Source organism: Pseudomonas sp. UBA7530 (assembly GCF_002479365.1).
In the GTDB taxonomy this organism is placed as follows: domain Bacteria; phylum Pseudomonadota; class Gammaproteobacteria; order Pseudomonadales; family Pseudomonadaceae; genus Aquipseudomonas.
Genome location: NZ_DLMS01000001.1, coordinates 536,669 through 557,919, shown reverse-complemented (window position 1 = coordinate 557,919; position 21,251 = coordinate 536,669). Strand labels below are relative to the sequence as shown.

Annotated in this window: 18 protein-coding genes; 16 read left to right on the top strand and 2 right to left on the bottom strand. The window is 62.5% G+C overall.

Annotation, left to right across the window (positions count from 1 at the left end; translation table 11 throughout):
* Window positions 1-26 precede the first annotated feature (26 nt).
* A complete protein-coding gene (locus tag B2U07_RS02690; RefSeq protein WP_275544783.1) occupies window positions 27-908 on the bottom strand; it encodes a LysR family transcriptional regulator in 882 nt (293 codons plus the stop codon).
* Window positions 909-1,133: 225 nt separating this feature from the next.
* On the opposite strand from B2U07_RS02690, the gene leuC reads away from it, so the two are divergent.
* The 15 genes from leuC (at window position 1,134) to B2U07_RS02615 (ending at window position 18,511) form a co-directional block, all read left to right on the top strand.
* A complete protein-coding gene (gene leuC, locus B2U07_RS02685) occupies window positions 1,134-2,561 on the top strand; it encodes a 3-isopropylmalate dehydratase large subunit (protein WP_275544784.1) in 1,428 nt (475 codons plus the stop codon).
* An 11-nt stretch (window positions 2,562-2,572) separates the two neighbouring features.
* Window positions 2,573-3,220 (top strand): 3-isopropylmalate dehydratase small subunit, encoded by a 648-nt coding sequence (gene leuD, locus B2U07_RS02680; RefSeq protein ID WP_275544785.1) that lies wholly within the window; start codon window positions 2,573-2,575, stop codon window positions 3,218-3,220.
* A 105-nt stretch (window positions 3,221-3,325) separates the two neighbouring features.
* A complete protein-coding gene (gene leuB, locus B2U07_RS02675; RefSeq protein WP_275544786.1) occupies window positions 3,326-4,405 on the top strand; it encodes a 3-isopropylmalate dehydrogenase in 1,080 nt (359 codons plus the stop codon).
* 56 nt (window positions 4,406-4,461) lie between these two features.
* Window positions 4,462-5,574, top strand: coding sequence for an aspartate-semialdehyde dehydrogenase (gene asd, locus B2U07_RS02670; protein ID WP_275544787.1), 1,113 nt, complete (start codon window positions 4,462-4,464; stop codon window positions 5,572-5,574).
* Window positions 5,575-5,711: 137 nt separating this feature from the next.
* Window positions 5,712-6,722 (top strand): aspartate-semialdehyde dehydrogenase, encoded by a 1,011-nt coding sequence (locus B2U07_RS02665; RefSeq protein ID WP_275544788.1) that lies wholly within the window; start codon window positions 5,712-5,714, stop codon window positions 6,720-6,722.
* A gap of 155 nt (window positions 6,723-6,877) precedes the next feature.
* Entirely contained in the window at window positions 6,878-9,727 is a 2,850-nt protein-coding gene (locus B2U07_RS02660) for a FimV/HubP family polar landmark protein (RefSeq protein ID WP_275544789.1), read from the top strand.
* Window positions 9,728-9,735: 8 nt separating this feature from the next.
* A complete protein-coding gene (truA, locus tag B2U07_RS02655) occupies window positions 9,736-10,599 on the top strand; it encodes a tRNA pseudouridine(38-40) synthase TruA (protein ID WP_197857303.1) in 864 nt (287 codons plus the stop codon).
* A gap of 46 nt (window positions 10,600-10,645) precedes the next feature.
* Window positions 10,646-11,296, top strand: coding sequence for a phosphoribosylanthranilate isomerase (locus B2U07_RS02650; RefSeq protein WP_275544790.1), 651 nt, complete (start codon window positions 10,646-10,648; stop codon window positions 11,294-11,296).
* A 117-nt stretch (window positions 11,297-11,413) separates the two neighbouring features.
* On the top strand, window positions 11,414-12,298 hold the full coding sequence (accD, locus tag B2U07_RS02645) for an acetyl-CoA carboxylase, carboxyltransferase subunit beta (protein WP_275544791.1): 885 nt from the start codon (window positions 11,414-11,416) through the stop codon (window positions 12,296-12,298).
* Complete coding sequence (gene folC, locus B2U07_RS02640) at window positions 12,295-13,572, top strand: bifunctional tetrahydrofolate synthase/dihydrofolate synthase (protein ID WP_275544792.1); 1,278 nt, start codon at window positions 12,295-12,297, stop codon at window positions 13,570-13,572. Before accD ends, folC begins: the two co-directional genes overlap by 4 nt.
* Window positions 13,573-13,587: 15 nt before the next feature.
* Window positions 13,588-14,220 carry an SPOR domain-containing protein gene (locus B2U07_RS02635; RefSeq protein WP_275544793.1) on the top strand — a complete coding sequence of 211 codons (633 nt, stop codon included), beginning with the start codon at window positions 13,588-13,590 and terminating at the stop codon, window positions 14,218-14,220.
* A gap of 85 nt (window positions 14,221-14,305) precedes the next feature.
* Window positions 14,306-14,827: a CvpA family protein gene (locus B2U07_RS02630; protein WP_275544794.1), complete on the top strand. Its 522-nt coding sequence runs from the start codon at window positions 14,306-14,308 to the stop codon at window positions 14,825-14,827.
* Between the two features lie 75 nt (window positions 14,828-14,902).
* Entirely contained in the window at window positions 14,903-16,411 is a 1,509-nt protein-coding gene (purF, locus tag B2U07_RS02625) for an amidophosphoribosyltransferase (protein WP_275544795.1), read from the top strand.
* A gap of 112 nt (window positions 16,412-16,523) precedes the next feature.
* Window positions 16,524-17,735 carry an O-succinylhomoserine sulfhydrylase gene (locus B2U07_RS02620; protein WP_275544796.1) on the top strand — a complete coding sequence of 404 codons (1,212 nt, stop codon included), beginning with the start codon at window positions 16,524-16,526 and terminating at the stop codon, window positions 17,733-17,735.
* Entirely contained in the window at window positions 17,735-18,511 is a 777-nt protein-coding gene (locus tag B2U07_RS02615; protein ID WP_275544797.1) for an SDR family oxidoreductase, read from the top strand. The genes B2U07_RS02620 and B2U07_RS02615 overlap by 1 nt, the downstream gene beginning before the upstream one ends.
* A 365-nt stretch (window positions 18,512-18,876) precedes the next feature.
* Here the strand turns inward: B2U07_RS02615 and B2U07_RS02610 are convergent, their stop codons facing one another.
* Complete coding sequence (locus tag B2U07_RS02610; RefSeq protein ID WP_275544798.1) at window positions 18,877-20,541, bottom strand: electron transfer flavoprotein-ubiquinone oxidoreductase; 1,665 nt, start codon at window positions 20,539-20,541, stop codon at window positions 18,877-18,879.
* 324 nt (window positions 20,542-20,865) lie between these two features.
* Here B2U07_RS02610 and B2U07_RS02605 point away from each other — a divergent pair.
* A partial coding sequence (locus B2U07_RS02605; RefSeq protein WP_296275662.1) for an electron transfer flavoprotein subunit beta/FixA family protein occupies window positions 20,866-21,251 on the top strand: 386 nt, incomplete at its 3' end.

The window sequence follows — 21,251 nt, the reverse complement described above, 5'->3', positions numbered from 1 at the left end:
CACCACGTTAGTCTGATGCCGGTGGCCTATGCAAGGTCGTCCCGTTGGCTGTCGAGCAGATCCATGAAAGCCCGCGCAGCATTGGACAGCGTACGCTCGGTATGCAGGATGTAGCCTAGCTGGCGGGTCAGCTGAATGCCCGGGATCGGCAGGCGCGCGACCTGTTCGTCGAGCATGGTGCGTGGCAGTACGCTCCAGGCCAGGCCAATGGACACCATCATCTTGATGGTTTCCAGGTAGTTGGTGCTCATGGCGATATTCGGCGTCAGGCCCTGGGCCTCGAACAGGCGCTGCACGATGTGATGAGTGAAGGTGTTGCCGCCGGGAAATACCGCGGGGTGCTGCGCCACGTCGGCCAGACTGATCGCCTGGCTGCGTGCCAGCGGATGTTCCGGCGCGGCGACGAAGTCCAGCGGGTCGTCCCACACCGCCACGGCGCGGATCGGTTCGCGGGTTTCCGGGGCGAGGGTGATCACCGCCAGCTCGGCGCGACCATGCAGAATCTCTTCGTAGGCCACCTCCGAATCGAGAAACTGGATATCCAGTGCCACCTGCGGGTGGGCGCGGGTAAACGCACGCAGCAGTGCAGGGAGGCGATGCAAGCCGATATGGTGACTGGTGGCGAGCGTCAGACGGCCGCTGACCTCACCGGATAGATTGGTCAGCGCGCGGCGCGTGTCGTCCAGCACGTTGAGGATTTGGTAGGCGCGCGGCAGCAGGGCGCGGCCCGCCTGGGTCAGGCCGATCTCGCGGCCGAGGCGATCGAACAGGCGCACGCCCAGTTGCTGCTCCAGGCCGGCGATGCGTTTACTCACCGCCGGCTGGGTCAGATGCAGGCGCTCGCCGGCTTCGGAAAAGCTGCCCGTCTCGGCGATGGCGATAAAGGCATTGAGGTTGGCCAAATCCATGGGGCGCTCCGCGAATAGAAGAATGCCTTGAGCATACATTCCAATGCGGAATCCTTTGAATAAAAAATATGAATTTGAGTTATTTCGTGCCCGGCAATAGCATTCTCCCCATAAGCCAAAGGGCCTTTTTCGCCCGAGGCATAGAAAGATGCACTTCTGACGCCAGTCGGTGATAACGCTGGCAGTTTATGGATGTGCTCAAAAGGCGCTGATGAGGTAAGGCTGATGACTGGCAAGACGCTCTACGACAAGCTCTGGGAAATGCACGAAGTGAAACGTCGTGACGACGGTTCCTCGTTGATCTACATCGACCGTCACATCCTCCACGAAGTGACTTCGCCCCAGGCCTTCGAAGGCCTGCGCCTGGCCGGGCGCAAGCCGTGGCGCATCGATGCCAACATCGCCACGCCGGATCACAACGTGCCGACCACCAAGGCCGAGCGCCAGGGCGGCCTCGAGGCTATCGCCGATGAGGTCTCGCGCATCCAGGTACAGACCCTGGATGAGAACTGCGACGACTTCGGCATCCTCGAATTCAAGATGAACGACGTGCGCCAGGGCATCGTCCACGTGGTCGGCCCGGAGCAGGGCGCTACTCTGCCAGGCATGACCGTGGTCTGCGGCGACTCGCATACCTCGACTCATGGCGCCTTCGGTGCGCTGGCCCACGGTATCGGTACCTCGGAGGTCGAGCACGTGCTCGCCACCCAGTGCCTGGTCGCCAAGAAAATGAAGAACATGCAGGTGCGCGTCGAAGGCAAACTGCCGTTCGGCGTGACCGCCAAGGACATCGTGCTGGCCGTGATCGGCAAGATCGGCACTGCCGGTGGCAACGGCCATGCGCTGGAGTTCGCCGGTAGCGCGATCCGCGACCTGTCGCTGGAAGGGCGCATGACCATCTGCAATATGTCCATCGAGGCCGGTGCCCGCGTTGGCCTGGTAGCGGTGGACGAGAAGACCATCGCCTACGTCAAGGATCGCCCGTTCGCGCCCAAGGGCAGCGATTGGGACATGGCCGTGGCGCAGTGGCAGAACCTGGTGTCCGACGCCGATGCGGTGTTCGACACCGTGGTCGAGCTGAAGGCCGAAGACATCAAGCCGCAGGTCAGCTGGGGCACTTCGCCGGAAATGGTCTTGGCCGTCGACCAGAACGTGCCGGACCCGGCCGTCGAGGCCGACCCGGTGAAGAAGGACTCGATCACCCGTGCGCTCAAGTACATGGGCCTGAGCGCCAACCAGCCGATCACCGATATCCAGTTGGATCGCGTGTTCATCGGTTCCTGCACCAACTCGCGCATCGAAGACCTGCGCGCTGCCGCTGAAGTGGCCAAGGGCCGCAAGGTCGCTGCGACCGTCAAACAGGCGCTGGTGGTGCCGGGCTCTGGCCTGGTCAAGGCGCAAGCCGAGGCCGAAGGGCTGGACAAAATCTTCATCGAAGCCGGTTTCGAATGGCGTGAGCCGGGTTGCTCCATGTGCCTGGCGATGAACCCGGACAAACTGGGTAGCGGCGAGCATTGCGCGTCCACCTCCAACCGCAACTTCGAAGGCCGTCAGGGTGCCGGTGGTCGTACCCATCTGGTGAGCCCAGCCATGGCTGCCGCTGCGGCGGTGACCGGTCGCTTCATCGACGTTCGCGAATTGATTCAGGCCTGAGGAGACCGCACATGAAAGCCTTCACCCAACACACCGGTCTGGTCTGCCCGCTCGATCGTGCCAACGTCGACACCGATCAGATCATTCCCAAGCAGTTCTTGAAGTCGATCAAGCGCACCGGCTTCGGCCCAAATCTGTTCGACGAGTGGCGTTATCTGGATGTCGGCCAGCCGAACCAGGACAACTCCAAGCGTCCGATCAACAAGGATTTCGTGCTCAACTTCCCGCGTTATCAGGGTGCCAGTGTGCTGCTGGCTCGTGAGAACTTCGGCTGCGGTTCCTCGCGCGAACACGCGCCATGGGCGCTGGACGAGTACGGCTTCCGCACCGTCATCGCGCCGAGCTTCGCTGATATCTTCTTCAACAACAGCTTCAAGAACGGCCTGCTGCCGATCATCCTCAAGGATGAAGAGGTCGATGCGCTGTTCGAGCAGGCTGAGGCCACTGAAGGTTATCAGTTGACCGTTGACCTCGAGGCGCAGACCGTGACCCGTCCCGATGGCGTGCAGTACAGCTTCGAAGTCGATGCCTTCCGCAAGCACTGCCTGCTCAACGGCCTGGACGACATCGGCCTCACTCTGCAGGATCAGGACGCGATCAAGGCCTTCGAAGCCAAGTACCAGCAGGGCAGCCCCTGGCTGTTCGGCGCGATCAAATAAACCCGGCTGCAAGCCGCAAACTTCAAGCTGCAAGTAAAAGCGGCTTTTGCTTGTGGCTTGCAGCTTGAAGCTTGAAGCTTGTAGCTATTTCCGAAGGAAATCTTCATGAAACAGATTCTGGTTCTCCCTGGCGATGGCATCGGCCCGGAAATCATGGCCGAGGCGGTCAAGGTACTGAACCTGGCCAATGACAAATACGCCCTGGGCTTCGAGTTGAGCTTCGATGATCTGGGTGGTGCGGCCATCGATCGTTATGGCGTGCCGCTGGCCGACGAAACCCTGGCGCGTGCCAAGGCGGCTGACGCGGTGCTGCTCGGCGCCGTTGGCGGGCCGAAGTGGGACGCCATCGATCCGGCCATCCGCCCGGAGCGCGGTTTGCTGAAGATCCGTTCGCAACTGGGCCTGTTCGGCAACCTGCGTCCGGCCATCCTCTATCCGCAGTTGGCCGAGGCCTCCAGCCTCAAGCCGGAAGTGGTCGCGGGCCTGGACATCCTCATCGTCCGCGAGCTGACCGGCGGCATCTATTTCGGCCAGCCGCGTGAGAGCAAGGTGCTGGAGAACGGCGAACGCATGGCTTACGACACCCTGCCGTATAGCGAGAGCGAAATCCGCCGCATCGCCAAGGTCGGCTTCGATATGGCGCGCGTGCGCGGCAAGAAGCTGTGCTCGGTGGACAAGGCCAATGTTCTGGCGTCCAGCCAGCTGTGGCGTGCCGTGGTCGAGGAAGTGGCCAAGGACTATCCGGACGTCGAGCTGAGCCACATGTACGTCGACAACGCCGCCATGCAACTGGTGCGCGCGCCCAAGCAATTCGATGTGATGGTTACCGACAACATGTTTGGCGACATTTTGTCCGATGAAGCTTCGATGCTCACCGGTTCCATCGGCATGCTGCCATCGGCATCCTTGGACGCCAACAACAAGGGCATGTACGAGCCGTGCCATGGCTCCGCGCCGGACATCGCCGGCAAGGGCATCGCCAACCCGCTGGCCACCATTCTCTCGGTATCCATGATGCTGCGTTACAGCTTCGGCCAGGTGGCCGCGGCCGATGCCATCGAAAAAGCGGTGAGCCTGGTATTGGATCAGGGCCTGCGTACCGGCGACATCTGGTCCGAGGGCAAGACCAAGGTCGGTACCGCTGCGATGGGTGATGCAGTGGCCTCCGCGCTGCGTAGTCTGTAATCTTCCCAGCCCCGCCGGGGTGGTTCCGGCTGGCTGTTTATATAGGTGTAGTCGTTATGAAACGTGTAGGTCTGATCGGTTGGCGTGGCATGGTCGGTTCCGTGCTCATGCAGCGCATGCTGGAAGAGCGGGACTTCGACCTGATCGAGCCGGTGTTCTTCACCACCTCCAATGTCGGCGGCCAGGGCCCTGCCATTGGCAAGGACATTGCCCCGCTGAAGGATGCCTACAGCATCGACGACCTCAAGGGCCTGGACGTGATCCTGACCTGCCAGGGCGGCGACTACACCAATGAAGTCTTCCCCAAACTGCGTGAAGCCGGCTGGCAGGGCTACTGGATCGACGCGGCTTCCAGCCTGCGTATGGATGACAGTGCGGTAATCGTGCTCGACCCGGTCAACCGCAAGGTGATCGACCAGGCGCTGGATGCCGGCAGCAAGAACTACATCGGCGGCAACTGCACCGTCAGCCTGATGCTGATGGCCTTGGGCGGCCTGTACGAAGCCGGTCTGGTCGAATGGATGAGCGCCATGACCTACCAGGCGGCCTCCGGTGCTGGCGCGCAGAACATGCGCGAGCTGATCAAGCAGATGGGCGAGATCAACGGCGCTGTCGCCGATGAACTGGCCGACCCGGCCAGCGCCATCCTCGACATCGATCGTAAGGTTGCTGAAGCCATGCGTGGCGAGGCCTTCCCGGTCGACAATTTCGGCGTGCCGCTGGCCGGCAGCCTGATCCCCTATATCGACAAGGAGCTGCCGAACGGGCAGAGCCGCGAAGAGTGGAAAGCCCAGGCCGAAACTAACAAGATCCTCGGCCGTTTCAAGAACCCGATCCCGGTCGACGGTATCTGCGTGCGCATCGGCGCCATGCGTTGCCATAGCCAGGCGCTGACCATCAAGCTCAACAAGGACGTGCCGATGGGCGACATCGAAGGCCTGATCAGCCAGCACAACCCCTGGGTCAAGCTGGTGCCGAACCATCGCGAAGATTCCATCCGCGACCTCGGACCGACTGCCGTGACCGGCACCCTGAGCGTTCCGGTCGGTCGTCTGCGCAAGCTCAACATGGGCTCGCAGTATTTGGGTGCCTTCACCGTGGGTGACCAACTGCTGTGGGGCGCTGCCGAACCGCTGCGCCGCATGCTGCGGATTCTGCTGGAGCGCTAAGCGCCAGCCGGGTATCCGGAATCAAACGAGGCCCTTCTGTTTTGGCAGAGGGGCTTTGTCTTTTATGGGGCACACATCGTTGCCCGGATGTGGGCGTGCAGTTACAGTGCCGCTCCCTCTGCGTTGTAGGTCAGTCCATGAGTCAGCCCATCAATGTCGCGCTGATCGGCGCCACCGGTAATATCGGCGAAGCGCTGGTCGAGTTGCTCGAAGAGCGCGAGTTTCCACTCAAGGATCTGCACCTGCTGGCCAGTATCGAGTCGGCAGGACAAAGCCTCTCATTCCGTGGCCGCCAGGTCCGGGTCAGGTCGCTCGAGGCCTTCGACTTTTCGCAGGTGCAGTTGGCGTTCTTCGCCGCAGGCGCGGAAGTCACGCGCGATTGCCGCGAGCGAGTGCTGGCGGCCGGCTGCTCGCTCATCGATCTGAGCGCTGCGTTACCGCTGGAGCAAGCACCCTGTGTCTTGCCGGAGCTGGGCGTCGAGGCGCTGCCGGCGTTGAGCAAGCCGTGGTGCGTCAGTGCGCCAACCCCTTCGGCGGTTGCCTGCGCATTGGTGCTGGCTGCATTGAAACCGATACTGCAGCCGCAGCGGTTGCAGCTGACTGCCATGTTGGCGATCTCGACCCTGGGGCGCAGTGGCGTACAGGAGTTGGCGCGGCAGACCGCCGAGTTGCTCAACGCACGTCCGCTGGAGCCCAGGACGGTGGATCGGCAGATCGCCTTCAACCTGCTGGCGCAGGTCGGCGAAGTCGACGAGCAAGGGCACGCGCAGCTGGAGAAGCGTCTCGCCGCAGAGGTTCGGCAATTGCTCGACGTGCCCGAACTTCCGGTGGCCGCGACGTGCGCCCTGGCTCCGGTATTTTTTGGCGATAGCCTGGTGCTTGGCGTACAGGCGGATTCTGAGGTCGACATCAGTACCGTGCTGCAGTTGCTCGAGGCCGCTCAGGGGATCGAGCTGGTTGAGGCGGGCGACTACCCGACTGCTGTGGGCGATGCGGTGGGGCAGGATCAAGTCTATGTCGGGCGGGTTCGTCGTGGTGTCGGCGATCCAACGCAGCTCAATTTGTGGATTGCGTCTGATAATGTAAGAAAAGGCGCCGCACTGAATGCAGTGCAGCTGGCCGAGTTATTGATAAAACACTATCTGTAAAAGATACTTACCTAGAAATTTGAAGAATCTTTCTAGCTTGGCAATACTGGCTGAGTTGATTGCTGAATGGGGAGCCGCTCCTAGAGCGGAGGCAGGCAGCAATTCTCAAGACCCTCTCGCATGCCGAGAAAAAAGCTAAAACAAGGGATAACGCTATGGTTCGGGTTCGCAAACTGGTGCTGGCAATCGCAGCCGCTTCCGCGCTGTCTTCCGGTATGGCGCATGCGCTGGGGTTGGGTGAAGTTACCCTGCAGTCCTCGCTGAATCAGCCGCTGGTAGCGGAAATCGAGTTGCTGGAGGTGCGCGACCTGGCCTCCAATGAGGTGATTCCCAACCTCGCGTCCCCTGAAGAGTTCATCAAGGCGGGCGTCGATCGTCAGTACTTCCTGACCGATCTCAAGTTCACTCCCGTATTGAAACCTAATGGCAAGAGTGTCATTCGCGTTACTTCAAGCAAGGCTGTGCGCGAACCCTACCTCAACTTCCTGGTGGAAGTGCTCTGGCCGAACGGTCGGTTGCTGCGTGAGTACACCCTGCTGCTCGATCCACCGCTTTACTCTCCGCAGACCACGGTAGCCGCTGCGCCGCAATTGCCGATTGCCGCTCCTGCGCCTGCACCGCGTGCGACCGTTGCGCCTTCCGCGCCCGCTCCGAGCAGCGCCGCACCGGCTCCCGCGCCGCGTCCTGCCGCACCGGCCCCGGCTTCTCGCGCCATTGCCGGTAACGAATACAGAACCACTGCCAACGATACGCTCTGGGAAATCGCCCAGCGTGTTGGCGGTGGTTCTTCGGTCAACCAGACCATGCTGGCCATCCAGGACCTGAATCCTGATGCCTTCATTGGCGGTAACATCAACCGCATGAAGAGCGGCCAGGTGCTGCGCCTGCCGGACGAGCAGCAGATTCGCAGCCGCAGCAATGCCGAGGCGGTCGCTCAGGTGGCCGAGCAGAACGCCGCCTGGCGCGAAGGTCGCGCCGTCGCCTCGCGTCAGCTGGATGCCACACGCCGTACCACCGCAGGTTCCGCGCCGGCCACTGCCGAGTCGGCTGACAGCCTGAAGCTGGTCGCTGCTGAAGCCGGCCAGTCCACTCGCGGTAGCGATACCGGCTCGGCCAACAGCAAGGCGCTGACCGACAAGCTGGCCGTGACCCAGGAAAGCCTGGACTCTACCCGTCGCGAGAATGCCGAGCTGCAGAGCCGCGTCGGTGACCTGCAGAGTCAGCTGGACAAGCTGCAGCGTCTGGTCGAATTGAAAGACAGTCAGTTGGCCAAGTTGCAGGCCGATCTGTCGGCGGCTCCGGCTCCGGCTGCTGCGGACGAGCCGGTTGCACAAGCCCCGGCTACCGATGCGCCGGCTGCGCAAGCGCCAACTGCTGAGCCCGAGGTCGCGCCTCCCGTGTCGGAGGCAGCGACACCACCGGCTTCGCCGCCTGAAGAGGCGGCGCCTGACTACAATTATTCCGAGGAACCGGCTGCGCCTGTCGAAGACAGCGCCGCCACCACCGAACAGCCGGCCGAGGAGCCGGCTGCTGCCGTTGAGCCTGCCGCTCCGGCCAAGCCGGTCGAAGAGGCCAAGCCGGCTGCGCCCGCTCCGGCACGAGCTCCGGCTCCGCAGGGCTTTGTCGATGACCTGATGGCCAACCCGATGACGCTGGGCCTGGCGGGTGGTGGCGTGCTGCTGCTCCTGCTGGTCGCCCTCATGGCGCTGTCGCGCCGCAATGCCATGAAGGAAGCCGAGCAGCAAGACGAGCTGGCTGACGAGCTGTCCCAGGATCAGGCATTCGCATCCGATCTGGATATGCCGCAAGACAGCTTCGCCGGTCTCGACGACGAGCCTGTTCAGGCCGCTGGCGAGGAGCGCGTTACGGCACAGACCGGCGATGCCCTGGGCGAGGCGGATATCTACATCGCCTACGGCCGCTTCAATCAGGCGGCTGAGCTGCTGCAGAACGCGATCAACGACGAGCCGCATCGTACCGACCTGCGCCTGAAGTTGATGGAGGTCTATGCCGAGCTGGGTGATCGCGAAGGCTTTGCCCGTCAGGACAACGAGCTGCGCGAAATCGGCGGGGCGAATGCCGAGGCCGAACAACTGAAGTCCAAGTATCCGGCCATCGCTGCCTTTACCGGCGCCGGGGTAGTGGCTGCTGCAGCGTCCGCCGAGGACGACATGGGCGATTTCAACCTCGATGATCTCAGCCTGGACGAGCCGGCCGCCGAGACGCCTGCCGCCACGACTGGCGATCTGGACGATGCATTCGACCTGAGCCTCGATGATCTCGAGGCCGATCTGGAGAGCGATCTTCAGACCGCCAACGCCGATGAGGCGCCGCTGTCGCTGGATGACGACCTGGACTTCGGCCTGATCGACGAGCCTGCTGCTGCGCCCTCTGCTGCGGCTGATGACGATCTGGACTTCGATCTGGCCCTGGGCGACGACAAGGTCGAACTGTCCCAGCCGGCCGACGATCTCTCTGCATTCAGCCTCGAGCTGGACGAGCCTGCTGCCGCCCCCAGCGACGAAGCCGATGATTTCCTGCTGAGCCTGGATGATGACGCGCCGCTGAATCAGCCTGCCGACGATCTGTCCGACTTCAGTCTCGATCTGCCGGAAGAGACGCCGGCTGTCGACCTCGACCTGCCGGCCGACTTCGATCTATCGCTCGAAGACGAAACCCCGGCTCAACCTGTTGTCGAGCCTGACAGCTTTGCAGCGCAGCTCGATGAAGTGACTGCCGAGCTGGATCAGTTGTCGAACGATTTCGAAGAGCCGCAAGCGGCTCCGTTGGCCCCGGTCGATGACCTGTCTGCTGGTCTGGATGGTGACGAAGACTTCGATTTCCTCTCCGGCACCGATGAGACCGCGACCAAGCTCGACCTGGCGCGCGCCTACATCGACATGGGCGACACCGAAGGGGCGCGCGACATTCTCGATGAGGTGGTCGCCGAGGGTAACGACGCACAGCAGCAGGAAGCTCGCGAGATGATTTCCAAGTTGGTTTGATCGATTCCATGTCTGAAGCAGTACCTGTAGCGGCCGCCGAAATGGCGGCCGCTGGCTTTTCCAGAGTCGCCCTGGGCCTTGAATACAAGGGCGCACGTTATCGCGGTTTCCAACGTCAGAGCGGCAAGGTCGCTTCCATCCAGGGGTGCCTGGAGGATGCGCTGTCGAAAGTGGCAGGCGGTGCGCCTGTCACTATTCACTGCGCAGGGCGCACCGATGCGTCCGTGCATTCCAGCGGTCAGGTGGTGCATTTCGATACCACCGTCGAGCGCTCGCTGCATGCCTGGATCATGGGTGCCAACATGAACCTGCCCAGCGACATCAGCGTGACCTGGGCCAAGGTAATGCCGGCGCATTTTCATGCGCGTTTTTCGGCCATGGCGCGGCGCTATCGCTACGTCATCTACAACGACCCGATTCGTCCGGCGCATATGGCTGAAGAGGTTACCTGGAATCATCGGCCGCTTGATGTGGCGCGCATGCGTGAAGCCGCATTGGCTCTGGTAGGCACACATGATTTCAGTGCCTTCCGCGCGACGCGGTGCCAGGCCAAGTCACCGGTCAAGACCGTTCACCATCTGCAGCTGATCGAACATGGCCGCTTTATCGTTCTGGATATCCGCGCCAATGCATTTTTGCACCATATGGTGCGTAACATCGCCGGCGTGTTGATGACCATTGGTGCTGGTGAGCGGCCGCCCGAGTGGGCGCGCGAGGTGCTCGAGCGCGGGGATCGCCATAGCGGAGGCGTGACTGCGCATCCCTACGGCCTGTACCTGGTACAGGTGGATTACCCGGAAGAGTTCGAGTTGCCGTCGCGCTACCTGGGGCCGCATTTTCTTTCCGGTCTGGTAGATGTGCGGCAAGGCTGAGCCTTTGTTACCATCCGGCGTTCGACAGGCAGAAGGTGTGAAGCGAATGCGCGTGCGCAGCAAGATTTGCGGCATTACCCGAGTGGAAGATGCGCTGGCCGCAGTAGAGGCCGGGGCGGATGCCATTGGCCTGGTGTTCTACGCCAAGAGCCCGCGTGCCGTCAGTGTCGAGCAGGCTGCTGCTATCGTGCAGGCGGTACCGCCCTTCGTGTCCTGTGTCGGCCTGTTCGTGAACATGCCGCGTGATCAGTTGCTGGCCGTGTTGCAGCAGGTGCCGCTGGACTTGCTGCAATTTCATGGCGACGAGTCGCCCGCTGATTGCGAGGGCTATGGCCGACCCTACATAAAGGCACTGCGTGTGCGTCCGGGTGAGGATCTGGCTGCCACGATGGCGCCCTATGCCGGTGCGCGCGGCATTCTCCTCGACACTTTCGTCGAGGGTGTGCCCGGCGGAACCGGGGCGGCCTTCGACTGGTCACTCGTACCGCAGGACGCTGACAAACCGATCATCCTTGCCGGCGGCCTGGAGGCGAGCAACGTCGCTGCCGCCATTCGCCAGGTCCGGCCCTATGCCGTCGATGTCAGTGGCGGGGTAGAGGTGAATAAAGGCATAAAGGATGCAGAGAAGATTCGTGCATTCGTGCAGGCCGTGCATGACACGCAATGTGACGGCGATCGAGGCGGGGCCGTCAATTAGCCTGTCACGCCGCCGTGGCTCGTTTCGATGGGCGCGATGCGGCAGAAAAGAATTGCTGGAGATGGGCGCTCACGATGAAGCGTTCATCCGAACCAACGGTTATGGAGAAATGACAGCATGAGCAACTGGTTGGTAGACAAACTCATTCCCTCGATCATGCGTTCCGAGGTGAAGAAGAGCTCTGTGCCCGAGGGCCTGTGGCACAAATGTCCGTCCTGTGATGCCGTGCTTTATCGTCCCGAGCTGGAAAAGACCCTCGACGTCTGCCCCAAGTGCAACCATCACATGCGCATCGGCGCGCGCGCGCGTCTCGATATCTTCCTTGATGCCGACGGCCGCGAAGAGATCGGCGCTGACCTGGAGCCGGTGGACCGTCTGAAATTCCGCGACAGCAAGAAGTACAAGGATCGCTTTACCGCTGCGCAGAAGCAGACCGGCGAGAAGGATGCGCTGATCTCCATGAGCGGCACCCTCGAAGGCATGCCGATCGCCGTTTGCGCGTTCGAGTTCTCCTTCATGGGCGGTTCCATGGGTGCCGTCGTCGGCGAGCGTTTCGTCCAGGCGGCCAATGTTGCGCTGGAAAAGCGCTGCCCGTTGGTGTGCTTCTCCGCTTCCGGTGGTGCGCGTATGCAGGAGGCGCTGATCTCGCTGATGCAGATGGCCAAGACCTCCGCTGCGCTGGCGCGTTTGCGTGAAGAGGGCCTACCGTTCATCTCCGTGCTGACCGACCCGGTCTACGGCGGCGTATCGGCCAGCCTGGCGATGCTCGGCGATGTGATCGTGGCCGAGCCGAAGGCGCTGATCGGCTTCGCCGGCCCGCGCGTGATCGAGCAGACCGTACGCGAAAAGCTGCCGGAAGGCTTCCAGCGCAGTGAGTTCCTGCTCGAACACGGTGCCATCGACATGATCATTCCGCGCAATGAGCTGCGTCCGCGTCTGGCGCGCCTGTTGGCGCAGATGATGCATCGTCCTTCCCCGGTTTCCCTGCCGGCCACTGCATGACCGAACGTAGCCTGGGCGAGTGGCTCGCCTACCTCGAGCAGTTGCATCCCTCGGCCATCGACATGGGTCTGGAGCGCTCGCGCGAGGTGGCGCACCGGCTCGGCCTGGGCAAGCCCGCGCCGCTGGTGATCACCGTCACCGGCACCAACGGCAAGGGTTCCACCTGCGCCTTTCTCGCCAGCCTGATCAGTGCTCAGGGGCAGCGTGTCGGGGTCTACAGCTCGCCCCATCTGCTGCGTTACAACGAGCGTGTGCTCGTCGATGGGCGTGAGGTAAGCGACGAGGCGTTGTGCCAGGCTTTCGCGGCGGTCGAGTCGGCGCGTGGCGAAATATCGCTGACCTACTTCGAGATGGGCACGCTGGCAGCCTTCTGGCTGTTCGAGCGGGCCGGACTGGATGCCGTGGTGCTCGAAGTCGGCCTGGGCGGGCGTCTGGATGCGGTCAATCTGGTAGATGCCGATCTGGCCCTGATCACCAGCATTGGCCTGGATCATGCCGACTGGCTCGGTGATACCCGTGAGTCGGTGGCCTTCGAAAAAGCCGGCATCATGCGTGCCGGCAAGCCTGCCTTGTGCGGTGATCTGGATCCGCCGCTGCCTTTGTTGCAGCAGGTCGCGACCCTGGATGCGCCGCTGTTCCTGCGCGGCCGTGACTATGACCTGAGCGTTAAGGCGCAGGAATGGTCCTGGTATGGCCTCGACGCGCAGGGCCAGGTGCTGCGCCTGGAGCAATTGCCAGTTCTCGATTTGCCCATGGAAAACGCCGCGCTGGCGTTACAGGCCTATGCGCTTCTGCCGCTGCCCTGGGATCAGCAGTGGATTGCTCAGGCGTTGCTGGCCACGCGAGTCACCGGGCGGCTGGATCGCCGCGCGCTGGATTGGCGAGGCAAGTCACTCACACTGTTGCTCGATGTTGGGCATAATCCCCATGCGGCCGATTATCTGGCGCAGCGCCTGGAAAGCCGCCCGCCGAACGGAAAGCGCCGGGCCGTGTTCGCCCTGTTGGCCGACAAGGATTTGCCGGGCGTGGTCGCGCCGCTCTTGAGCCTGGTTTCCACCTGGGCGGTGGCGCCGCTCGATACGCCGCGTTCGCGTTCAGCTGGTGAACTGGCCGGGCATCTGCAGGCACAGGGCGCGGCGGTGGGGCAATATCCGAATGTGCGTGCTGCGCTCGAGGCACAGTGCGAGCAGGCGGCAGATGGTGACGAGATACTGTTGTTCGGATCGTTTTTCTGCGTGGCCGAGGCCCTGGAATGGCTGGCCCGCCCGGCTTGATAAGGGGATTGGGGGATGGCAATGCTGGACAAGGGGCTCAAGCAGCGCATGGTCGGTGCGCTGGTGCTGGTGGCGCTGGCGGTGATCTTCCTGCCGATGCTGCTGTCGCGCGAAGACGAGATGCGTCGCGTGGTGGTCGAGGCTCCGGCGATGCCGCAGGCGCCGGAGGCTGCCGAGATCGTGGTTGAGCCTGCCGAGGTCGTCGAGCCCGAGCCGTTGCCGCAGGAACCTGTGCCGGTCGAGGAGGTTGAGCCGCAGATCGTCGAGGTGCCGGAGCAGCCCAAGCAGACCCCGCCTCCTGCTGCCGAGCCGAGCAAACCCGAACCGGCCAGGACCGAGCCTGCCAAGACCGAGCAGGCCGTCACCACGGCTCCGGCCAAGCCTGAAGGGCGCCTGGACGCCAACAGTCTGCCGATCAGCTGGTCGGTGCAACTGGCCAGTCTGTCCAGTCGCGGTGGGGCGGAGAACCTGCAGAAAACCCTGCGCAGCCAGGGCTACAACGCCTATATCCGCACCTTCGATGGCATGAATCGCGTGTTCGTCGGTCCGTTGATCGAGCGTGCCGAGGCCGAGCGCCTGCGCGACCAGCTCAATCGCCAGCACAAGCTCAGCGGTTTTGTCGTGCGTTTCCAGCCTGAGGCCGGCTGAGCCCATCGTTGATATGCAACGCCCGGTTACCCGATTCGCCGGGCTCTGCTAAAATGCTCCGCCTTTTCCGCTGGTAGGCCGCACCGTGGTATTCACCTGGGTCGATTGGGCGATCATCGCCGTCATCGCCATTTCTAGTCTGATCAGTCTCAAGCGCGGCTTCGTCAAGGAAGCCCTGTCGCTGCTGACCTGGATCATCGCAGGTGTGGTCGCCTGGATGTTCGGTGGCGCATTGGCCCAGCATCTCGTCGAATTCATCGAAACACCTTCGGCACGGGTGATCGCCGCCTGTGCCATTCTCTTTATCGCCACCTTGCTGGTGGGCGCGCTGGTCAATTTCCTGATCGGTGAGCTGATCCGCGTGACAGGCCTGTCCGGTACCGACCGTTTTCTCGGCATGGTATTCGGCGCCGCGCGTGGAGGCTTGCTGGTCGTGCTGCTGGTCGGGCTGATCAGCCTGGCACCGGTTGAGCAGGATTCGTGGTGGCAGCAGTCGCAACTGGTGCCGCATTTTCTGATGGTTGCCGACTGGTCGAAGAACCTCATTCTGGGGTGGTCCGAGCAGTGGTTTACCGGTGGTTCGGCTAACCCAGTCGATCTGCTTTAAAAGAGTGGCCGGCGCGGACCAACCGCTGCACCGGTCGCTGAACTAGCCTGAATTATCTAGCAGGGGTCGTGGCACATGTGTGGCATCGTCGGTATCGTCGGTAAATCGAACGTCAATCAGGCGCTGTATGACGGGCTGACCGTCCTCCAGCACCGCGGCCAGGATGCTGCCGGTATTGTCACCAGCCATGATGGCCGCCTGTTCCTGCGCAAGGACAACGGCCTGGTGCGCGATGTCTTCCAGCAGCGCCACATGCAGCGTCTGGTCGGCCATATGGGCATCGGTCACGTGCGCTACCCAACTGCGGGCAGCTCCAGTTCGGCCGAAGCGCAGCCGTTCTATGTCAACTCGCCGTATGGCATCACCCTGGCGCACAACGGCAACCTGACCAACGTCGAGCAGTTGGCCAAGGAAATTTACGAGTCCGACCTGCGCCACGTGAACACCAACTCCGACTCGGAAGTGCTGCTCAACGTATTCGCCCACGAGCTGGCCCAGCGGGGCAAGCTGCAGCCAACCGAGGAAGACGTGTTCGCCGCCGTCACCCACGTGCACGAGCGCTGCCTGGGCGGCTACGCCGTGGTGGCGATGATCACCGGCTACGGCATCGTCGGCTTCCGCGACCCCAATGGCATTCGCCCGATCGTCTTCGGCCAGCGCCACACCGACGAAGGCGTGGAGTACATGATCGCCTCGGAAAGCGTGTCGCTGGACGTGCTCGGCTTCACCCTGATCCGCGACCTGGCGCCGGGCGAAGCGGTGTACATCACCGAGGAAGGCCAGTTGTTCACCCGTCAGTGCGCGGCCAATCCAAAATACGCGCCGTGCATCTTCGAGCACGTCTATCTGGCGCGTCCGGACTCGATCATGGACGGCATCTCGGTCTACAAGGCACGCCTGCGCATGGGCGAGAAGCTGGCCGAAAAGATTCTCCGCGAGCGTCCGGAGCATGATATCGACGTGGTCATCCCGATCCCCGACACCAGTCGTACCGCTGCGCTGGAGCTGGCCAACCGCCTGGGCGTGAAATTCCGCGAAGGCTTCGTCAAGAACCGCTACATCGGTCGTACCTTCATCATGCCCGGCCAGGCAGCGCGCAAGAAATCCGTGCGGCAGAAGCTCAATGCCATCGAGCTGGAGTTCCGCGGCAAGAACGTGATGCTGGTCGACGACTCCATCGTGCGTGGCACAACCTGCAAGCAGATCATCCAGATGGCCCGCGAGGCCGGGGCGAAGAATGTCTACTTCTGCTCGGCGGCGCCTGCTGTGCGCTACCCGAACGTGTACGGTATCGACATGCCCAGCGCCCATGAGCTGATCGCCCATGGTCGCAGCACCGAGCAGGTGTGCGAGCTGATCGGCGCAGACTGGCTGATCTACCAGGATCTGCCGGACCTGATCGAAGCGGTCAGCGGCAGCAAGAAGATCAAGATCGACAACTTTGACTGTGCGGTTTTCGATGGCAAGTATGTGACCGGCGACGTCGATGAGGCCTACCTGGACCGCATCGAGCAGGCGCGCAACGACGCCAGCAAGGCCAAGTCGCAGGCGGTCAGCGCGATTATCGATCTGCACAACAATTGATGCGCGGGGCAGGGGAATCCTGCCCTTGATTTGTAGCCCGGATGCAATCCGGGGGAATGTCGTATTGAAGTTCCCGGATTGCATCCGGGCTACTTATTCGTGAGGTAGAAAGATGACACTGGAATGGGAAGCGGGGCGGCTCGACAGCGATCTGGATGGTGTTGGCTTCGACACCCTGGCGGTGCGCGCCGGTCAGCGCCGTTCGCCGGAGGGTGAGCACGGCGAGGCCTTGTATCTGACCTCCAGCTACGTGTTCCGTACCGCCGCCGATGCGGCCGCGCGTTTTGCCGGTGAAGTGCCGGGCAACGTCTATTCGCGCTATACCAACCCCACTGTGCGCACCTTCGAGGAGCGCATCGCGGTGCTGGAAGGCGCCGAGCAGGCGGTGGCCACCGCGTCCGGCATGTCGGCCATCCTCGCCATCGTCATGAGTCTGTGCAGCGGCGGCGACCACGTGCTGGTGTCGCGCAGCGTGTTCGGTTCGACCATCAGTCTTTTCGAGAAGTACCTCAAGCGTTTCGGCATCGAGGTGGATTATGTGCCGCTGGCCGATCTGGATGCCTGGCAGGGTGCGTTCAAGCCCAATACCAAGCTGCTGTTCGTCGAGTCGCCGTCCAATCCGCTGGCCGAGCTGGTGGATATCGCGGCACTGGCCGAGATCGCCCATGCGCGTGGCGCGCTGCTGGCGGTGGACAACTGCTTCTGCACGCCGGCCCTGCAGCAGCCGCTGAAACTTGGTGCCGATATCGTCATGCATTCGGCCACCAAGTACATCGACGGTCAGGGCCGTGGCCTGGGTGGCGTGGTCGCCGGCCGCAGCGAGCTTATGAAGGAAGTGGTGGGTTTCCTGCGTACCGCCGGGCCGACCCTCAGCCCGTTCAACGCCTGGATGTTCGTCAAGGGCCTGGAAACCCTGCGTATTCGTATGCGCGCGCAGAGCGAGAGTGCCCTGCAACTGGCGCTGTGGCTGGAGCAACAGCCGCAGGTCGAACGCGTGTACTACGCCGGTCTGCCCAGCCATCCGCAGCATGAGCTGGCGAAGAAGCAGCAGAGTGCCTTCGGTGCGGTGGTCAGCTTCGAGGCCAAGGGTGGTCGCGACGCGGCGTGGAAGGTGATCGATGCCACGCGTGTCATCTCCATCACCACCAACCTCGGCGACACCAAGACCACCATCGCCCACCCGGCCACTACTTCGCATGGTCGCCTGACGCCGCAGGAGCGTGCCAATGCCGGCATCAGCGACAGTCTGATCCGCGTTGCGGTGGGGCTGGAAGAGCTGGAAGACCTGAAGGCAGATCTGGCACGCGGCCTGGCCGCGCTCTGATGCTGGAGTGGGGGAGTGACGATGCGCCCAACAATGGGCGTGTCGCGCTGGTCAGCGGCGCGGCGCGTGGTATCGGTCTGGGTATCAGTGCCTGGCTGATCACCGAGGGCTGGCAGGTGGTGCTGGCCGACGTCGATCGCGAGCGCGGCTCGAAGGTGGCACGTGTGCTGGGCGACAACGCCTGGTTCGTTGCCATGGACGTAGCCAAGGAGGATCAGGTCAGTGTCGGCGTTGCCGAGATTCTTGGTCAGTTCGGTCGTCTCGATGCGCTGGTGTGTAACGCGGCCATTGCCGACCCTCATACGCCGCCGCTGGAGTCGCTCGATCTCAAACGCTGGAATCGCATCCTGGCGGTCAACCTGACCGGAGCCATGCTGCTGGCCAAGCATTGCGCGCCGTATCTGCGCGGGCATCGCGGCGCCATTGTCAACATCGCCTCGACCCGCGCCAGCCAGTCCGAGGCCGATTGCGAGGCCTATGCCGCGAGCAAGGGTGGGTTGGTGGCGCTGACCCATGCGTTATCCATCAGTCTCGGCCCCGAGGTTCGCGTCAATTGCGTCAGCCCGGGCTGGATCGATGCCCGTGACCCATCGCAGCAGCGGCTGGAGCCGCTATCGGTATTCGATCATGCGCAGCATCCGGTCGGCCGCGTTGGCACGGTGGAAGACGTCGCAGCGCAGGTCGCCTGGCTGCTGTCCGATGCGGCCGGTTTCGTCACTGGACAGGAGTTCGTCATCGACGGCGGCATGAGTCGCAAGATGATCTATCAGGACTGACAGCGTATAGAAGCGAGCTCTGTGGGAGCGGACTTGTCCGCGAGCTTTTACGCAGTTCGCGGACAAGTCCGCTCCCACGCAAGCAACTGCAGCTAGCGAACAAGGGCTCCGGTGGGAACTCTTCGTTGCGTCACATGTTGGGCTAATTCGGCCCGCCACTGCCTTCCGGAACCACTCAGCCATCGGTGGTGCCATAAGCCGCAAGATCAGCTATCAGGACTGACAGCGCGCAGAAGCGAGCGCTGTGGGAGCGGACTTGTCCGCGAAATTTTACGCGCAGGTTCGCGGACAAGCCCGTTCCCACCCAAGCACCTGCAGATAATAAAAAAGGCTCCCGAGGGAGCCTTTTTCACGCCGGACGCGAATTACATGTTGGGGTAATTCGGGCCGCCAGTGCCTTCCGGTGCAACCCAGGTGATGTTCTGGGCCGGGTCCTTGATGTCACAGGTCTTGCAGTGCACGCAGTTCTGCGCGTTGATCTGGAACTTCTTCGCGCCGTCTTCCTGCGTCACCACTTCGTACACGCCAGCCGGGCAATAGCGCTGCGCCGGTTCGTCGTACAGTGGCAGGTTTTTCTCGATCGGGATGCTCGGGTCGGCCAGCTTCAGATGGCAGGGCTGCTCTTCCTCATGGTTGGTGTTGGAGAGGAACACCGAGGAGAGCTTGTCGAAGCTGAGTTTGCCGTCCGGTTTCGGGTAGGCGATCTTCGCGCACTCCGCTGCAGGCTTCAAGCAGGCGTAGTCCGGCTTGTTGTCGTGCAGGGTGAAGGGCGCCTTGCCGCCGAAGATGTTCTGATCCAGCCAGTTGATGCCGCCGCCAACGATGGCGCCGTACTTGTGGATGGCCGCGCCGAAGTTACGGCTGCGGAACAGTTCGTCGTACAGCCAGCTGGCCTTGAAGCCATCGACATAGTTGGTCAGCTCGTCGCCGCCGTCACGGCCGGCAGCCAGGGCTTCGGCGATGGCGTCGGCCGCCAGCATGCCGGATTTCATCGCAGTGTGGCTGCCCTTGATCTTGGCGAAGTTCAGGGTGCCGAGGTCGCAGCCGATCAGTGCGCCACCCGGGAAGACCATTTTCGGCAGCGAGTTGATGCCGCCCTTGCAGATGGCGCGGGCGCCATAGGAAACGCGCTTGCCGCCTTCCAGGTACTGCGCGACTACCGGGTGGTGCTTGTAGCGCTGGAATTCGTCGAACGGCGAGAGGTGCGGGTTGGCGTAGGACAGGTCGATGATCAGACCCACCACCACCTGGTTGTTTTCCAGGTGATAGAGGAAGGAGCCACCGGTGTTCTCTGTGCCCATGATGTCCATTGGCCAGCCGGCGGTGTGTACCACCAGGCCCTGGTCATGTTTGGACGGGTCGATGTCCCAGATTTCCTTGATGCCGATGCCGTAATGCTGGGCATCGGCTTCGCTGTCGAGGTTGTACTTCTTGATCAGCTGCTTGCCGATGTGGCCGCGGCAGCCTTCGGCGAACAGGGTGTACTTGGCGCGCAGTTCCATGCCGGGGGTGTAGTAGCCTTCCTTGGGATTGCCTTCGCGGTCGACGCCCAGGTCACCGGTGACGATACCGCGCACCACGCCATTCTCGTCGATCAGCGCTTCCTGAGCGGCGAAGCCCGGGTAGATCTCCACGCCCAGGTTCTCGGCCTGCTGGGCCAGCCAGCGGCACAGGTTGCCCAGGGAAATGATGTAATTGCCTTCGTTGTGCATGGTTTTCGGCACAAAGAAGTCAGGAATTCGGGTAGCCTTGTCGGCGTCGCGCAGCAGATAGATGTCATCGCGCTTGACCGGGGTATTCAGTGGGGCGCCAAGTTCTTTCCAGTCGGGGAAGAGTTCGTTCAGGGCGCGCGGCTCGAATACCGCGCCGGAGAGGATGTGGGCGCCAACTTCGGAGCCTTTTTCGACCACGCAGACGCTGATCTCCTGGCCCGCTTCAGCGGCTTTCTGCTTCAGTCGGCAGGCGGCGGACAGTCCGGATGGGCCGGCGCCGACGATGACGACGTCGAACTCCATAAATTCGCGTTCCACAGGCTATCTCCTACTCAAGGCTCTTCGATGTTTTATAGGGGAGGGCGCGACTCGCTCCCTAGGCACGGCGTGGGCATTATATCTACACCCTCTCGACGGGCCAATACAAACGTTTGTTTGAATTTTCTGTAGGCCTGCTAGAATCGTACTACATCGCGGATGACCGGCCAGTTCGCTGTATTGACCAGGCCAGGCCGCGGGGTCAAGATACGGGCGGTTTTGCGCTCGCCGTCTGAGCTGAAAGGTTGGTTGCGGCCGATTTTGCATCACTGGCCAGGCTCGCCTGGGCGACATTCTTATTCACCGGAGAGTAACGAGGAATCCATGAAGGTTCTTGTAGCTGTCAAACGAGTGGTTGACTACAACGTCAAGGTTCGCGTCAAGGCGGACAACAGCGGCGTCGACCTCGCCAACGTCAAGATGTCCATGAACCCCTTCTGCGAAATCGCCGTGGAAGAAGCCGTACGCCTGAAGGAGAAGGGCGTGGCGAGCGAAATCGTCGTCGTCACCATCGGTCCGGCTACCGCTCAGGAGCAACTGCGCACCGCGCTGGCCCTCGGCGCCGACCGTGCCATCCTGGTCGAGTCCAATGACGAGCTGAACTCTCTTGCCGTGGCCAAGCTGCTCAAGGCTGTGGTCGACAAGGAGCAGCCGCAGCTGGTGATCATGGGCAAGCAGGCCATCGACAGCGACAACAACCAGACCGGCCA

What these genes read in the sequence shown, in the direction of transcription:
- leuC (WP_275544784.1), top strand. Translation starts at nt 1,134, where the DNA reads ATGACTGGCAAGACGCTCTACGACAAGCTCTGGGAAATGCACGAAGTG.
- B2U07_RS02650 (WP_275544790.1), top strand. Translation starts at nt 10,646, where the DNA reads ATGCGCGTGCGCAGCAAGATTTGCGGCATTACCCGAGTGGAAGATGCG.
- truA (WP_197857303.1), top strand. Translation starts at nt 9,736, where the DNA reads ATGTCTGAAGCAGTACCTGTAGCGGCCGCCGAAATGGCGGCCGCTGGC.
- B2U07_RS02665 (WP_275544788.1), top strand. Translation starts at nt 5,712, where the DNA reads ATGAGTCAGCCCATCAATGTCGCGCTGATCGGCGCCACCGGTAATATC.
- B2U07_RS02635 (WP_275544793.1), top strand. Translation starts at nt 13,588, where the DNA reads ATGGCAATGCTGGACAAGGGGCTCAAGCAGCGCATGGTCGGTGCGCTG.
- B2U07_RS02620 (WP_275544796.1), top strand. Translation starts at nt 16,524, where the DNA reads ATGACACTGGAATGGGAAGCGGGGCGGCTCGACAGCGATCTGGATGGT.
- purF (WP_275544795.1), top strand. Translation starts at nt 14,903, where the DNA reads ATGTGTGGCATCGTCGGTATCGTCGGTAAATCGAACGTCAATCAGGCG.
- accD (WP_275544791.1), top strand. Translation starts at nt 11,414, where the DNA reads ATGAGCAACTGGTTGGTAGACAAACTCATTCCCTCGATCATGCGTTCC.
- folC (WP_275544792.1), top strand. Translation starts at nt 12,295, where the DNA reads ATGACCGAACGTAGCCTGGGCGAGTGGCTCGCCTACCTCGAGCAGTTG.
- asd (WP_275544787.1), top strand. Translation starts at nt 4,462, where the DNA reads ATGAAACGTGTAGGTCTGATCGGTTGGCGTGGCATGGTCGGTTCCGTG.
- B2U07_RS02690 (WP_275544783.1), bottom strand. Translation starts at nt 908, where the DNA reads ATGGATTTGGCCAACCTCAATGCCTTTATCGCCATCGCCGAGACGGGC.
- B2U07_RS02660 (WP_275544789.1), top strand. Translation starts at nt 6,878, where the DNA reads ATGGTTCGGGTTCGCAAACTGGTGCTGGCAATCGCAGCCGCTTCCGCG.
- leuB (WP_275544786.1), top strand. Translation starts at nt 3,326, where the DNA reads ATGAAACAGATTCTGGTTCTCCCTGGCGATGGCATCGGCCCGGAAATC.
- leuD (WP_275544785.1), top strand. Translation starts at nt 2,573, where the DNA reads ATGAAAGCCTTCACCCAACACACCGGTCTGGTCTGCCCGCTCGATCGT.
- B2U07_RS02615 (WP_275544797.1), top strand. Translation starts at nt 17,735, where the DNA reads ATGCTGGAGTGGGGGAGTGACGATGCGCCCAACAATGGGCGTGTCGCG.